The sequence below is a fragment of the Stenotrophomonas sp. YJH_SMC_106-19 genome (assembly GCF_059368375.1).
This window is the reverse complement of record NZ_JCAFRQ010000005.1, coordinates 223,307-235,850: the sequence shown is the minus strand read 5'-3', so window position 1 is coordinate 235,850 and position 12,544 is coordinate 223,307. Positions and strand designations below refer to the sequence as shown.

Annotated in this window: 11 protein-coding genes and 1 riboswitch; of the genes, 5 read left to right on the top strand and 6 right to left on the bottom strand. The window is 67.7% G+C overall.

Features of this window, described 5'->3' with window-relative positions:
- Nucleotides 1-85 precede the first annotated feature (85 nt).
- On the bottom strand, nucleotides 86-1,933 hold the full coding sequence (locus AC5P5M_RS15245) for a patatin-like phospholipase family protein (RefSeq protein ID WP_164972340.1): 1,848 nt from the start codon (nucleotides 1,931-1,933) through the stop codon (nucleotides 86-88).
- 141 nt (nucleotides 1,934-2,074) lie between these two features.
- A riboswitch (cobalamin riboswitch) is annotated at nucleotides 2,075-2,304 on the top strand.
- Between the two features lie 219 nt (nucleotides 2,305-2,523).
- Between AC5P5M_RS15245 and metE the strand changes: the two genes are divergently transcribed.
- The 3 genes from metE to pncA are packed head-to-tail and all read left to right on the top strand — an operon-like array spanning nucleotide 2,524 to nucleotide 6,238.
- A complete protein-coding gene (gene metE, locus AC5P5M_RS15240) occupies nucleotides 2,524-4,821 on the top strand; it encodes a 5-methyltetrahydropteroyltriglutamate--homocysteine S-methyltransferase (protein WP_495206106.1) in 2,298 nt (765 codons plus the stop codon).
- A gap of 60 nt (nucleotides 4,822-4,881) precedes the next feature.
- Entirely contained in the window at nucleotides 4,882-5,556 is a 675-nt protein-coding gene (locus tag AC5P5M_RS15235; RefSeq protein WP_476342798.1) for an epoxyqueuosine reductase QueH, read from the top strand.
- Between the two features lie 55 nt (nucleotides 5,557-5,611).
- Entirely contained in the window at nucleotides 5,612-6,238 is a 627-nt protein-coding gene (gene pncA, locus AC5P5M_RS15230) for a bifunctional nicotinamidase/pyrazinamidase (RefSeq protein ID WP_065174191.1), read from the top strand.
- A gap of 22 nt (nucleotides 6,239-6,260) precedes the next feature.
- Here the strand turns inward: pncA and purU are convergent, their stop codons facing one another.
- Nucleotides 6,261-7,112, bottom strand: coding sequence for a formyltetrahydrofolate deformylase (gene purU / locus AC5P5M_RS15225; RefSeq protein WP_053518573.1), 852 nt, complete (start codon nucleotides 7,110-7,112; stop codon nucleotides 6,261-6,263).
- A 113-nt stretch (nucleotides 7,113-7,225) separates the two neighbouring features.
- On the opposite strand from purU, the gene AC5P5M_RS15220 reads away from it, so the two are divergent.
- The gene (locus AC5P5M_RS15220) at nucleotides 7,226-8,137 is read left to right on the top strand and encodes a LysR family transcriptional regulator (protein WP_476342803.1); all 912 of its coding nucleotides are present in this window, start codon (nucleotides 7,226-7,228) and stop codon (nucleotides 8,135-8,137) included.
- A gap of 3 nt (nucleotides 8,138-8,140) precedes the next feature.
- On the opposite strand, the gene AC5P5M_RS15215 is transcribed toward AC5P5M_RS15220, so the two are convergent.
- From AC5P5M_RS15215 to AC5P5M_RS15205, 3 genes are all read right to left on the bottom strand, one after another.
- The gene (locus AC5P5M_RS15215; protein WP_080375304.1) at nucleotides 8,141-9,241 is read right to left on the bottom strand and encodes an NADH:flavin oxidoreductase/NADH oxidase; all 1,101 of its coding nucleotides are present in this window, start codon (nucleotides 9,239-9,241) and stop codon (nucleotides 8,141-8,143) included.
- Nucleotides 9,242-9,363: 122 nt separating this feature from the next.
- Entirely contained in the window at nucleotides 9,364-10,170 is an 807-nt protein-coding gene (locus tag AC5P5M_RS15210) for an NAD-dependent protein deacetylase (protein WP_476342805.1), read from the bottom strand.
- Nucleotides 10,171-10,213: 43 nt separating this feature from the next.
- Nucleotides 10,214-10,615, bottom strand: coding sequence for an acyl-CoA thioesterase (locus AC5P5M_RS15205; RefSeq protein ID WP_053518579.1), 402 nt, complete (start codon nucleotides 10,613-10,615; stop codon nucleotides 10,214-10,216).
- Between the two features lie 91 nt (nucleotides 10,616-10,706).
- Between AC5P5M_RS15205 and AC5P5M_RS15200 the strand changes: the two genes are divergently transcribed.
- Nucleotides 10,707-11,342 (top strand): LysE family translocator, encoded by a 636-nt coding sequence (locus AC5P5M_RS15200; protein ID WP_262100921.1) that lies wholly within the window; start codon nucleotides 10,707-10,709, stop codon nucleotides 11,340-11,342.
- A 144-nt stretch (nucleotides 11,343-11,486) separates the two neighbouring features.
- Here AC5P5M_RS15200 and AC5P5M_RS15195 read toward each other — a convergent pair whose 3' ends face one another.
- Nucleotides 11,487-12,506, bottom strand: a complete 1,020-nt coding sequence (locus tag AC5P5M_RS15195; protein WP_005420683.1) for a ribonucleotide-diphosphate reductase subunit beta — start codon at nucleotides 12,504-12,506, stop codon at nucleotides 11,487-11,489.
- Nucleotides 12,507-12,544 lie beyond the last annotated feature (38 nt).

The window sequence follows — 12,544 nt, the reverse complement described above, 5'->3', positions numbered from 1 at the left end:
CGCTGGCGATGAGCCACCGCAGGGATCAGATCGTGCCGACCAAGGTCGGCACCCGCCGGAACAGTTCAATCGGCTGCGGCAGCGGTCAGTAGATCGGCGTCACCTTCATCTGCGGCAGCGGCCGTGGTGCGCCGTCGGTGAGGTCCGGGCCAAGATCCTCCCAGCTGCGGCCCTGCTCCACCATCAGCCCCCACAACTGCTGTGACGCCAGCCGCTTGTCCTCCGAGCCCAGCTTGTACGACGGTGGCGACGGCACGCCGGCAGCCACCATCGTGTACGCCGCCCGATAGGCCAGCACCTGCTGCGCGGGATCGTCGGTACGCGCCACTTCCAGCGTGTAACGCTGGTAGGCCGAGGCCAGGTTGCGCCAGCGGATCCAGTAGTGATTCTCGAAGGAGAACGCGCAGAAGCGCGCACCGGCCAGGCTGCCCTTGTCGGCGATGCGGGTCAGCACCTCCTGCGGCATGTCCAGGTTCATGCCGCCCTCATCACCCTGCAGGGTCACGTGCACGATGCGGTCGCGATAGCCCGGAGCACGCGCCTGCAGCAGGTCGCGCCAGTTCTGCATGGTTGCCACCACCGCGAACAGGAAACGGCCGAGCTCGCCGGCGGCCACCGGTGCGGCGATGGACTGGTAGGTGCGTTGCCAGCCATGACGGTTTTCGCTGGGCAGGAACACCGATCGCTCCAGCGCCTGCCGTGCATTGCCGCCGGAGCTGACCTCCTCCGCATGTTGCGGATAGACCAGGTTGATGGCGAAGGTCGGCCAGCGCGGAAGCGCCGCGTCGAACAGATGGATCGGGAAGTTGCTGCTGATGCCCCCATCGGAGAACCAGCAGATCCGGAAGGCGGTGATCACCGGGCCGCAGGCCTGGCCGGCACTGGTCAGCCCCTCCATGCTGTCGGCCACGTTGTGTTCCGGATCGGAGGCGGTCGCCCCAGGCTCACAGCGGCGCTCGCGGCGCGAGGGCTCATGCAGCGGCACTGCGCTGATCAGCAACGGGAAACTCAGGCTCATCCGCGTTGCCACCAGTACCGGCAGCTGCGGCCCCTGCGGCAGGCGGTAATAGAGTCGTCCATCCACGCCCAGCGGCGGACCCGCATGGTTGACCAGCCACTGCACCACGCTGGCCGGGAACAGCTGGTCGAACTCTTCGCGCAGGAACCAGAACTGCGCGCCGCCCAGCGGCAGCGTGCGGGGTTCGTTGTGCGATACGCAGGTGGTGATCATCTGCAGGGTGATGGCATGCGGGCTGTCCGGCTCGTCGGCATAGCGCGGCGCATCGTGCAGGTCGGCAAAGGTGAGCGGCACATCGGCCGGCTTGCCTGACAGCTGCTGCAGGCAGCCGTGCAGCCATTCCGTCAGCGCCGGCCGGCGCGCGTCGCTGCCGAGGCCGCTGCACAGGCCCAGCAGATTGCGTCGTGCCACCCGCGCGACCCGCAGCGCGGCCCCGGCCACGCCAGCGCCGTAGGCGCACAGCAGGGACGGCAGCAACGTTGCCGCCACTCCACTCCAGCCGCCACCCCACGCGCCCAGCGCGAGCAGCAATGCCAGCGACACCAGCACTTCCAGCGGCGCGATCTGGAACACGGCGATGGCCAGGCACAGCAGCTTGCGGGGCCAGCCTGCATTGCCGGTCAGCACCACCAGCAGCCGATAGGCTGCACGCGCGCCGCGCGCCGGCTGGAACAGACCGTAGATGAACCCGCGCCGCGACAGCTGCGCCGACACCGCCGACAATCCACCGTACCCGGCATCGCCGGGCAGCGGCTCGCCCGCCTGCTGGCGGCGATCACCATAGGCCGCCGCCGCAGCCACCGCGGCGGCGATGGCGCCTGCCGAGGTGCCACCGATGCTCTTGAAGCGATACTCGCGCGCCAGCGCCAGTACCGCATTGGGGTACACGATGCCGCTGGTGATGCCACCTTTCATGACCAGATCGCAGTACTTCGCCGCCACACGTCACCTCCCGTCCGTCGGTTGCCAGTATCGCAAGCCGGCCTCTCACTGCCTGAGAAAGGCGCCACATCCCGGTGGTGTGATGCCAGGCCTTGACCATTGCTGCCAACCGGCCTACCTTGTGCACGCCGAAGGTATTCATCTCTTCATACGAATGAAGGGATGAATTTAAACGGGAATCCGGTGAAGGCGCTTCGCGCGCCCATTCCGGAGCTGCCCCGCAGCGGTGAATGGAAACGAATCCTGCCAACAGCACTGGGCTCGCGCCTGGGAAGCGGCAGGTAGTAGGTGGGCTGCGGCCCGCGTCCAACAGCCCGAATACCGGCCCCGGCCGGGGGACACGACCGTCCCCTGACTCGACCTGGAATCTCCGCGGGGAGGTTGCCGGGGCCGTCGTCGTCCTGCGCCTGCAGGGTGCGCGGCCACGTGCGTCCTTTTCACGGCATCCGGTTCGCCCGCGGGGGCGAAGGTCGCTGGCAAGACGCCCGTGGGCCGGCAACGGCACGCGTCGTCCTGCGGTTCCTTCGTTCCTCAATGCCGACATGCAATGAGGACACGCTGCAATGACCACTGTTACCAACCTGGGCTTTCCCCGCATCGGCGCCAAGCGCGAACTGAAGCGGGCGCTCGAACGCCACTGGGCCGGCGAGGACGACGCCGCCACCCTGCAGGCCACCGCCGCGGCGCTGCGTGCCCGGCACTGGCAGCTGCAGATCGAGGCCGGCGTCGATGTACCGCCGAGCAACGACTTCAGCCTGTACGACCAGGTGCTCGACACCGCATGGCTGTTCGATGCCATTCCCGAACGCTACCGCGAACTGGCCGCGCACGATCCACTGGCCGCCTACTTCGCCACGGCCCGTGGCCTGCAGCGCGATGGCATCGACCTGCGCGCGCTGGAGATGACCAAGTGGTTCGACACCAACTATCACTATCTGGTGCCGGAACTGCACGCGGGCCAGGCCTTCGCCCTGCGCGGTGACAAGCCGCTGACCGAGTTCAACGAGGCCAGGGCGCTGGGCATCCACACCCGTCCGGTGCTGCTGGGGCCGGTGAGCTTCCTGCTGCTGTCCAAGACCACCGACGGCAGCGCCGCGCTGGACCTGCTGGATGCGCTGCTGCCGGCCTATGTGCAGCTGCTCGGCCAGCTGGCCGACGCCGGTGCCGACTGGGTGCAGCTGGATGAGCCGCTGCTGGTGCAGGATCTCGACGCCGATGCGCAGGCAGCCTATGAGCGCGCCTATGCCCGGTTGGCCACGGCACGGCGTCCGAAACTGCTGGTCGCGACCTATTTCGGTGCGCTCGAGGACAACCTGGCGTTGGCCACCGGCCTGCCGGTGGACGGACTGCACGTGGACTTGGTGCGCGCGCCGGAGCAGCTGGACGCCGTGTTGAAGGCGCTGCCGGCCGAGCGCGTGCTGTCGGCCGGCCTGGTCAACGGCCGCAACATCTGGCGCACCCATCTGGACAACGCACTGATCCTGGCCCGGTTTGCCCAGGTGGACCGCGGCGCCGACCGGCTCTGGCTGGCACCGTCCTGTTCCCTGCTGCACACGCCCGTGGATCTTGCGCTGGAAAAGAAGCTTGATGACGAACTGAAGGGCTGGCTGGCGTTCTCCCGGCAGAAGCTGCAGGAACTGCGCCTGCTGGCCGACGCGCTCGATGGCACAGCGGATGCGGAAGCGGGCCTGGCTGCCAATCGCGCTGCGCTGGAGGGGCGTCGTCGCTCGCCACGCGTGCACAACCCGGCCGTGGCCGCACGCCTGGCCGCGCTGACCGTGGCCGATGCGCAGCGGCACACCGCCTACCCACAGCGCCGCGCCGCGCAGCATGCGGCGCTGCAGCTGCCGCTGCTGCCCACCACCACGATCGGTTCCTTCCCGCAGACGCTGGAGGTGCGCGAGGCACGCGCCCGGCACAAGTCCGGCAAGCTGGGCCTGGCCGAGTACGAGGCCTTCCTGGAACAGCAGACCGCGCATGCGGTACGCGTGCAGGAAGCGCTGGGCCTGGACGTGCTGGTCCACGGCGAATTCGAGCGCAACGACATGGTCGAGTACTTCGGCGAGCAGCTGGAAGGCTTCGCCTTCACCGGCAACGGCTGGGTGCAGAGCTATGGCTCGCGCTGCGTCAAACCGCCGGTGATCTTCGGCGACGTCAGCCGCCCGCAGCCGATGACGGTGCGCTGGTCCAGTTACGCGCAATCGCTCACCGACAAGCCGATGAAGGGCATGCTGACCGGTCCGGTGACGGTACTGCAGTGGTCGTTCGTGCGCGACGACCAGGAACGCGATGTGACCTGCCGGCAGATCGCGCTGGCCCTGCGGGACGAAGTGCAGGACCTGGAAGCAGCCGGCATCGGCGTGATCCAGGTGGACGAGCCGGCCATCCGCGAGGGGTTGCCGTTGCGCCGCGCCCACTGGCGCGCCTACCTGGACTGGGCGGTGGAATCGTTCCGCATCAGTACCAGCGGCGTGCGCGATGCCACCCAGATCCACACCCACATGTGCTATTCGGAGTTCAACGACATCATCCACTCGGTCGCAGCGATGGACGCGGACGTGATCTCGATCGAGACCTCACGCTCGCGCATGGAACTGCTGGATGCCTTCGTGAAGTTCAACTATCCCAATGAGATCGGCCCGGGCGTGTATGACATCCACTCCCCGCGCGTGCCGGACAAGGCGGAGATGGTGGACCTGCTGCGCAAGGCGCTGGCCGTGCTGAAGCCGGAGCAGCTGTGGGTCAACCCGGACTGCGGGCTGAAGACCCGTGGCTGGCCGGAAACCCGCGCTGCACTGCAGGCACTGGTTGCCGCCGCAGTGGAACTGCGTGCCGAGCACACCGACGCCCGCGTCGCCTGACCTGTCTCTCCACCCCGATGCACGGGCCGCCGCCGTTGCCGGCGGTCCGTGCGGTACCTGATGATGACCGAGCTCCAACGCCCCACCCTGTCCCTGCCCGCCGACGGCAAGCGCCTGCTGCTGCATTCGTGCTGTGCGCCCTGCTCCGGCGAAGTGATGGAGGCGATCACCGCCTCCGGGATCGACTACGCGATCTTCTTCTACAACCCCAACATCCATCCGGTGAAGGAATACGAGCTCCGCAAGCAGGAGAACATCCGCTTCGCCGAGCAGCATGGCGTCCCCTTCATCGACTGCGACTACGACACCGACAACTGGTTCAGCCGCGCGCGCGGCATGGAGAACGAACCCGAGCGCGGCATCCGCTGCACGATGTGCTTCGACATGCGCTTCGAGCGAACGGCGCTGTACGCGCATGAGCACGGCTACGACACCATCAGCTCGTCGCTGGGCATCTCGCGCTGGAAGAACATGGCGCAGATCAATGACTGCGGCATCCGCGCCGCGGCGCGCTACGAGGGCCTGCAGTACTGGGATTACAACTGGCGCAAGGGCGGTGGTGCCAGCCGCATGATCGAGATCAGCAAGCGCGAGCGGTTCTACCAGCAGGAGTACTGTGGCTGCGTGTACTCGCTGCGCGATGCCAACCGGCACCGCCGGGAGACCGGCCGCGAGCGGATCCGGATCGGGCTGCTGTATTACGGCCGGGACAACGAAACGCCGCAGGGCGATTGACGTGTGGCGAGGGGGCGGCCACGCTGGTCGCCTCTTCCGCCGCGCTGGAACGTCCATGCCCACCCTGCCCGCCACTGTCGCCCTGCTGGTGATCGATCTGCAGCCGGACTTCATGCCCGGGGGCGCGCTGGCCTGCGACCGTGGCGATGCGCTGGTCGCGCCGATCGCGCAGCTGCTGGCGCAGCGCCGCTACCGCACCGTAGTGGCCACCCAGGACTGGCATCCCGCGGACCATGCTTCGTTCGCCAGCCAGCACCCCGGCCATCGTCCGTTCGAAACGATCCTGCTGCATGCGCAACCGCAGACCCTGTGGCCGGACCACTGCGTGCAGGGCAGCGCCGGTGCCGCCCTGCATCCGCAGGTGGACTGGAACATGGCCGACCTGATCCTGCGCAAGGGCACCCGCCAGCAGGTGGATTCCTACAGCGCCTTCCGCGAGAACCACGGTCCCGATGGCGGGCGCCCCGCCACCGGCCTGGCCGGCTGGCTGCATGAGCGCGGCATCGACGAGGTGCACGTCTGTGGCCTGGCCCGCGACTACTGCGTGCTGTGGAGCGCGCAGGACGCAGCCACGTCCGGCTTCAGGGTGAAATTCCTCTGGGACCTGACCCGGCCGGTGACCGAGGCCAACGACGGGATGGTGCGCGAAGCACTGGGCACTGCGGGGATCGGGATCCTCTGACGCACGTCCGGCCGGGCAGGTATCAGCGGAACACCACCGTGCGGTGCCCGTTGAGCAGGATGCGGTGCTCCACATGGCGGCGCACGGCACGCGCCAGCACCTGCGATTCGGTATCGCTGCCCAGGCGTACCAGGTCGCGCGGCGTCATCGCATGATCGACCCGGGCCACGTCCTGTTCGATGATCGGACCTTCGTCCAGATCCTCGGTGACATAGTGCGCGGTGGCGCCGATGATCTTGACCCCGCGCGCGTGCGCCTGGTGATAGGGCTGCGCGCCCTTGAAGCTGGGCAGGAAGCTGTGATGGATGTTGATCGCCCGGCCGGCCAGCGCGCGGCACAGGGTGGGTGAAAGAATCTGCATGTAGCGCGCCAGCACCACCAGGTCGATACGCTCGTGTTCGACCAGATCGATGATCTGCTGCTCCTGCACCGCACGCGTATCCGCGTTCACCGGCAGATGGTGGAACGGCACGCCGTAGGACGCAGCCAGCGGTGCGAAATCGGCATGGTTGGACACCACTGCCGCGATATCCACTTTCAGCTGCCCGCTGTGCGCACGGAACAGCAGGTCATTCAGGCAGTGGCCCTGCTTGCTGACCAGCACCAGCAGGCGCGCACGACGCCGACCGTCCTGCAGCTGCCAGTCCATGCCGAACTCGCGGGCCAGTGCCGCCATGGACGCATGTACCGTGTCCAGGGGCAGGCTGGCATCGCGGTCGAAATGCACGCGCAGGAAGAAGCGGCCGCTTTCCTCGTCGCCGAACTGCTGGGCGTCGAGGATGTTGCAGCCATGATCGAACAACAGGCCCGACACGCGGTAGACGATGCCGGTACGGTCGGGGCAGGACAGGGTGAGGATGGAATCGGGTCGCATCCTGCAAGTGTAGGGCAGCACCCCGCCCGCGTGATCCATTGTCACCGATGCAACGAACCACTTCGGACAGTTCCAAGTGATCGTGGCGGGCTTTCGTGGCACGCTGGCGGGTCATGAACCTGTTGCAGCTGATCCGCAGCTTCACCCGCACCGCAGACACCGGCAGTATTGCCGCTGCGGCCCGCAGCCTTGGCATCAGCGCCACCGCCGTCGGCCAGAACATCCATCGCCTGGAGGCACACCTGGGCGTGCGCCTGCTGAACCGCAGCACGCGCCAGCTGGCGCTGAGCGAGGCCGGTGCGCTGTACCTGGCGCAGGTGCGCCACATCGAAACCGATCTGGCGCGGGCGCAGGCCCTGGTCACCAGCGGTGACATCGAGCCGGCCGGGCCATTGCGCATCGCCAGCAGCCGCGCGTTCGGCCGCCACGTGCTGGCGCCCCTGCTGCCTTCACTGCAGCAACGCTATCCGCAGCTGCAGCTGGAACTGCGGCTGTCCGACCGGGCCGTGCAGCATGGTCCGGAGGCGGTCGATGCCAGCATCCGCATCGGTGCGCAGCTGGAGGACGGCGTCGTGGCGCGGCCGCTGGCACGCATTCCCTTCGTCTTCTGCGCCTCGCCTGCCTACCTGCAGGCGCATGGCTGGCCACAGGAGCCGTCCGATCTGCGCGGCCATCGGGGTGTGCTGCATCGTTTCCCCACCGATGGGCGGCCTCTGCGCTGGGGCCTGCGCAAGGGCGACCAGCGCGCGGATGCGCCGCTGCCGCCCGGCATGGTGTGCGATGACATCGACGCGCTGGCCGAACTGGCCGCGGCCGGTGCCGGCATCACCCGGCTGGCGGCCTTCGTGGCCGATCCCTTTCTGCGCGATGGCCGGTTGCAGGCGGTGTTCGGCGCGGACAGCGCATGGCGCCCGGAACCGATGGAGGTCTATTTCTGCGTCAGCGACCGCCGCGACTTCACCGCCAGGATCCGTGCGCTGTTCGATCACCTGCAGGCCGGCCTGCCGCCGGCCTGGCGGGTATGACCTTCAGCGCGGGGTGAACACGCCGCGTGCCTCACGCGGCTCGCAGCGCAGGTACTGCGCGGCCGGCACCACGCTGTCGCCCAGCGCGGCTGCCGCGTGCCAGGGCCAGCGCGGGTCGTAGAGGATGCCGCGGGCCAGGGCGATGGCATCGGCGTGGCGATGACGCAGGATCGATTCGGCCTGCTCCGGTTCGGTGATCATCCCCACCGCGATGACCGGCATGCGCACCTTGGCCTTGATCGCGGCCGCGAACGGCACCTGGTAGCCCGGCCCGACGCTGATCTTCTGGCGCTCATCCAGGCCGCCGCTGGAGACGTGCAGGAAATCGCAGCCACGCGCGTCCAGCACCTGGGACAGCGCTTCGCTCTGCAGCAGATCCCAGCCACCGTCGACCCAGTCGCTGGCGGAGATGCGCACGCCGACGGCCACCTTGTCGGACACTGCCGCGCGCACGGCATCGAATACCTCTACCAGCAGGCGCAGGCGATTGGGCAGCGAACCCCCGTAGCCATCGGTGCGCCGGTTGCTCAGCGGTGACAGGAACTGGTGCAGCAGATAGCCGTGCGCGGCATGCACTTCGATCAGTTCGAAGCCCAGGCGTTCGGCGCGCACCGCGCTGGCGGCGAAGGCAGCAACGATTCCCGCGATGCCCGCCTCATCCAGTTCCTGCGGCGCGGGATCGGCAGCATGGAACGGCAGCGCTGACGGCGCCACCGTGGTCCAGCCACGTGCATCATCGGCCGGCAGCTGGCCACCGCCGTCCCAGGGACGCTGTACCGAGGCCTTGCGGCCGGCATGGCCCAGCTGGATGCCCAGCGGCATCGGCGACCAGCGCCGCACGCTGGCCAGCACGTGTGCCAGCGCAGCTTCGGTACCGTCATCCCACAGGCCGAGGTCGGCCCAGCTGATGCGTCCACGCGGCTCAACCGCCGTCGCTTCCAGGATCAGCAGGCCGGCACCGGATTGCGCCAGGTTGCCCAGATGCATGGCATGCCAATCGCTGGCGCGCCCGTCTTCGGCGGAATACTGGCACATCGGCGCGATGACGATGCGGTTGGACAGGGTCAGGCGGCCGAAGGTGATCGGCGAGAACAGCTGGCTCACGAGGGGTGCAGGGACGGGCAGAGGGGGGTGCGTATTGCACCGCTGCAAGGGCGGCGAATCAACCATGTGGATGGATCGCTGTTTCGCGGTGGCGCTGCATGCTCGCCGGGCATGGCCTGGCGCTACCCGATGACGAATCCGGCCAGCGCTTCAGCGCAATCGCGCTCGTCCTTGAACTGCAGCAGGTCGTCGGCACGGGTGCGGCCACGGTTCACGGCAGCCACCGGCAATCCGGCCTTTGCTGCGGCCTGCACGAAACGGAAGCCGGAATAGACCATCAGCGAGGACCCCACCACCAGCACGGCATCGGCCTGCTGCAGGTGCTCATGCACTGCCGCCACGCGTTCACGCGGCACGTTCTCGCCGAAGAACACCACGTCCGGCTTCAGCAGGCCGCCACAGGACGGACAGTCGGGCACCACGAAGGAGGAAAAATCGGTCTCCAGATCAGCGTCGCCGTCGGGGGCGATGCCGGCCTCGAGCGTGTCCCAGCCGGGATTGGCGTCCAGCAGGCGCTGCTGGAACGCTTGGCGACCGTTGCGGCGCTCGCAGCCCATGCAGCGCACCAGGTCCAGCCGCCCATGCAGGTCGATCACGTTCCGGCTGCCGGCGCGCTGGTGCAGGCCATCCACGTTCTGGGTCAGCAGCAACTGCACCTTGCCTTGCTTCTCCAGCGCGGCCAGCGCCTGGTGGGTGCCGTTGGGCTGGGCCAGGCCGAAGCGCGGCCAGCCCAGCAGGCTGCGTGCCCAGTAGCGCTGGCGGGTGGCGGCCTCGCCCATGAATGCCTGGTAGGTGACCGGCGGCGTGCGTTTCCATTGGCCATCGGTATCCCGGTAATCGGGGATTCCCGAGGCCGTGCTGCAGCCAGCGCCGGTCAGCACGAACAGGCGCTGGGCGCGGTCGATGAAGTCGGTCAGCGGCGGGGTCATGCCGACCAGATGGGGGCAGCACGGCGCCCCCACAAGCGCCGGCTCAGGGCGCCGGCAGCGGCGGCACCGCGATCGGCTGGCCCGCCTCGTCCAGCGCGATCATCACGAAGTGGCCGCGGGTGCAGAGCCTGCGCTCGCCGCTGTGCAGGTCTTCGGCAATCAGTTCCACCTCGACCTTCATCGAGCTGCGGCCGACCTCGACGATGCGGCCGATCGTTTCCACCATCTGGCCGATGCGGATCGGCAGCTTGAAGTCGACCTGGTCGCTGCGCGCGGTCACCACGGTGCGGCGCGAGTAGCGGGCGGCGGCGAGGAAGGCGGCCTTGTCCATCCACGCCAGCGCCTGGCCACCAAACAGCGTGCCCATGTGGTTGGTATGGTTGGGAAAGACGATTTCGGCCATGCGCACTTCGATCGGTGGCACGGTTTCAGGGATCGGGGTCATGGGTAGGGCTTCGGTGTGGGGTGCGGCAATGTTAAGCCAGGCCCCGTACAGGCAGCGCTACACTGCGCCACGCCCACTGCCAGGACTGCCCATGCCCGCGACCTCCGATCTGCTGGCGTTCGCCCTCATCTCGCTGGGCATGGTGCTCACGCCCGGGCCGAACATGATCTACCTGGTCTCGCGCTCGATCTGCCAGGGCCGCCGCGCCGGCCTGGTCTCGCTGGGTGGGGTGGTGCTGGGTTTCGTGTTCTACATGCTGTGCGCGGCGCTGGGCATCACCGCCCTGCTGATGACGGTGCCGTTCGCCTACGACGCGCTGCGCATCGGGGGGGCGTTGTACCTGCTGTACCTGGCCTGGCAGGCGCTCAAACCCGGTGGCCGCTCGCCGTTCGCGGTGCGCGACCTGCCGCCGGACAGCCCACGCAGATTGTTTGCGATGGGCTTTCTGACCAATCTGCTGAACCCGAAGATCGCGGTGATGTACCTGTCCCTGCTGCCGCAGTTCCTGCATCCGGACGGACACGGCAGCGTGCTGATGCAGTCGCTGGTCCTGGGTGCTACCCAGATCGTGGTGAGCCTGAGCGTGAACGCGGTGATCGTGGTGCTGGCCGGCAGCATCGCGGCATTTCTCGCCGGGCGCCCGAGCTGGCAGGCGGCACAGCGCTGGCTGATGGGCACGGTCCTGGCCGGGCTGGCGGTGCGCATGGCGGTGGAAGGGCGGCGGTAGCGCCGGGCCATGCCCGGCGAGCGCGCGGCGCGATCGACGCTGCGCGCAGCCCCGGGCGGTACCCGCCGGGCATGGCCCGGCGCTACCCACAAAAAACCCCGGCATCGGCCGGGGTTTTCGCTGCGACAGGCCTGACCGGACGGGTCAGAAGTTCATGTCGAAGGCAACTTCGCCCTGCACGCCGACCTGGTAGGCCGAAACACGGCGTTCGAAGAAGTTGGTCAGCTCCTGCACGTCCTGCAGTTCCATGAACGGCAGCGGGTTGCGCACGTTGTACTTCTTTTCCATGCCCAGCTTGGCGAAGTGCTGGTCGGCGCAGTGCTGCAGGTACTGGCGCATGTCGCGCGTGGAGATGCCCGCCACGCCGCCGGACAGCACGTCCTCGGCGAACTGCACTTCGCACTCGATCGCTTCGGCCAGCATGTCGTACACCTGCTGCTTCATCTCGTCATCGAACAGGTCCGGCTCTTCCTCGCGGACCACGCGCACCGACTCGAACGCGAACTCCATGTGGGCGCTTTCGTCGCGGAACACCCAGTTGGTGCCCGAGGCCAGGCCCGGCAGCAGGCCGCGCGAACGGAAGTAGTACACGTAGGCGAACGCAGCAAAGAAGAACAGGCCTTCGATGCAGGCGGCGAAGCAGATCTGGTTGAGCAGGAACTGGCGGCGCTGTTCGCGGGTCTCGATGCGGGTCAGGTCCTGGATCGAGTCGATCCACTTGAAACAGAAATCGGCCTTCTTCTTGATCGAGTCGATGTTCTCCACCGCCGAGAACGCCTTGGCGCGCTCTTCCGGGTCCGGCAGGTAGTTGTCGAGCAGGGTCAGGTAGAACTGCACGTGCAGCGCTTCTTCATACAGCTGGCGCGACAGGTACATGCGCGCTTCCGGCGCATTGAGGTGCTGGTACAGGTTCAGCACCAGATTGTTGGACACGATCGAATCGCCGGTGGCGAAGAACGCGACCAGGCGATGGATCAGGTGGCGCTCACCCGGCGACATCTTGCTGTGCAGGTCGGTGATGTCGATCTGGAAATTGATCTCTTCCACCGTCCAGGTGTTCTTGATCGCATTCCGGTACATGTCATAGAACTGCGGGTAGCGCATCGGGCGCAACGTCAGTTCAAAACCGGGATCGAGCAGCATCTGCTTGGGCTTGTCGGCCATGGGTGTTTCCTTGTCTTCTCGGGTCAAAACGCCGGGCA

Coding starts and splice junctions, on each gene's coding strand:
- AC5P5M_RS15210 (WP_476342805.1), bottom strand. CDS start 10,170: ATGACCCCGCCGCTGACCGACTTCATCGACCGCGCCCAGCGCCTGTTC.
- purU (WP_053518573.1), bottom strand. CDS start 7,112: ATGCGACCCGATTCCATCCTCACCCTGTCCTGCCCCGACCGTACCGGC.
- AC5P5M_RS15200 (WP_262100921.1), top strand. CDS start 10,707: ATGCCCGCGACCTCCGATCTGCTGGCGTTCGCCCTCATCTCGCTGGGC.
- AC5P5M_RS15220 (WP_476342803.1), top strand. CDS start 7,226: ATGAACCTGTTGCAGCTGATCCGCAGCTTCACCCGCACCGCAGACACC.
- AC5P5M_RS15195 (WP_005420683.1), bottom strand. CDS start 12,506: ATGGCCGACAAGCCCAAGCAGATGCTGCTCGATCCCGGTTTTGAACTG.
- metE (WP_495206106.1), top strand. CDS start 2,524: ATGACCACTGTTACCAACCTGGGCTTTCCCCGCATCGGCGCCAAGCGC.
- AC5P5M_RS15245 (WP_164972340.1), bottom strand. CDS start 1,933: ATGAAAGGTGGCATCACCAGCGGCATCGTGTACCCCAATGCGGTACTG.
- pncA (WP_065174191.1), top strand. CDS start 5,612: ATGCCCACCCTGCCCGCCACTGTCGCCCTGCTGGTGATCGATCTGCAG.
- AC5P5M_RS15205 (WP_053518579.1), bottom strand. CDS start 10,615: ATGACCCCGATCCCTGAAACCGTGCCACCGATCGAAGTGCGCATGGCC.
- AC5P5M_RS15235 (WP_476342798.1), top strand. CDS start 4,882: ATGATGACCGAGCTCCAACGCCCCACCCTGTCCCTGCCCGCCGACGGC.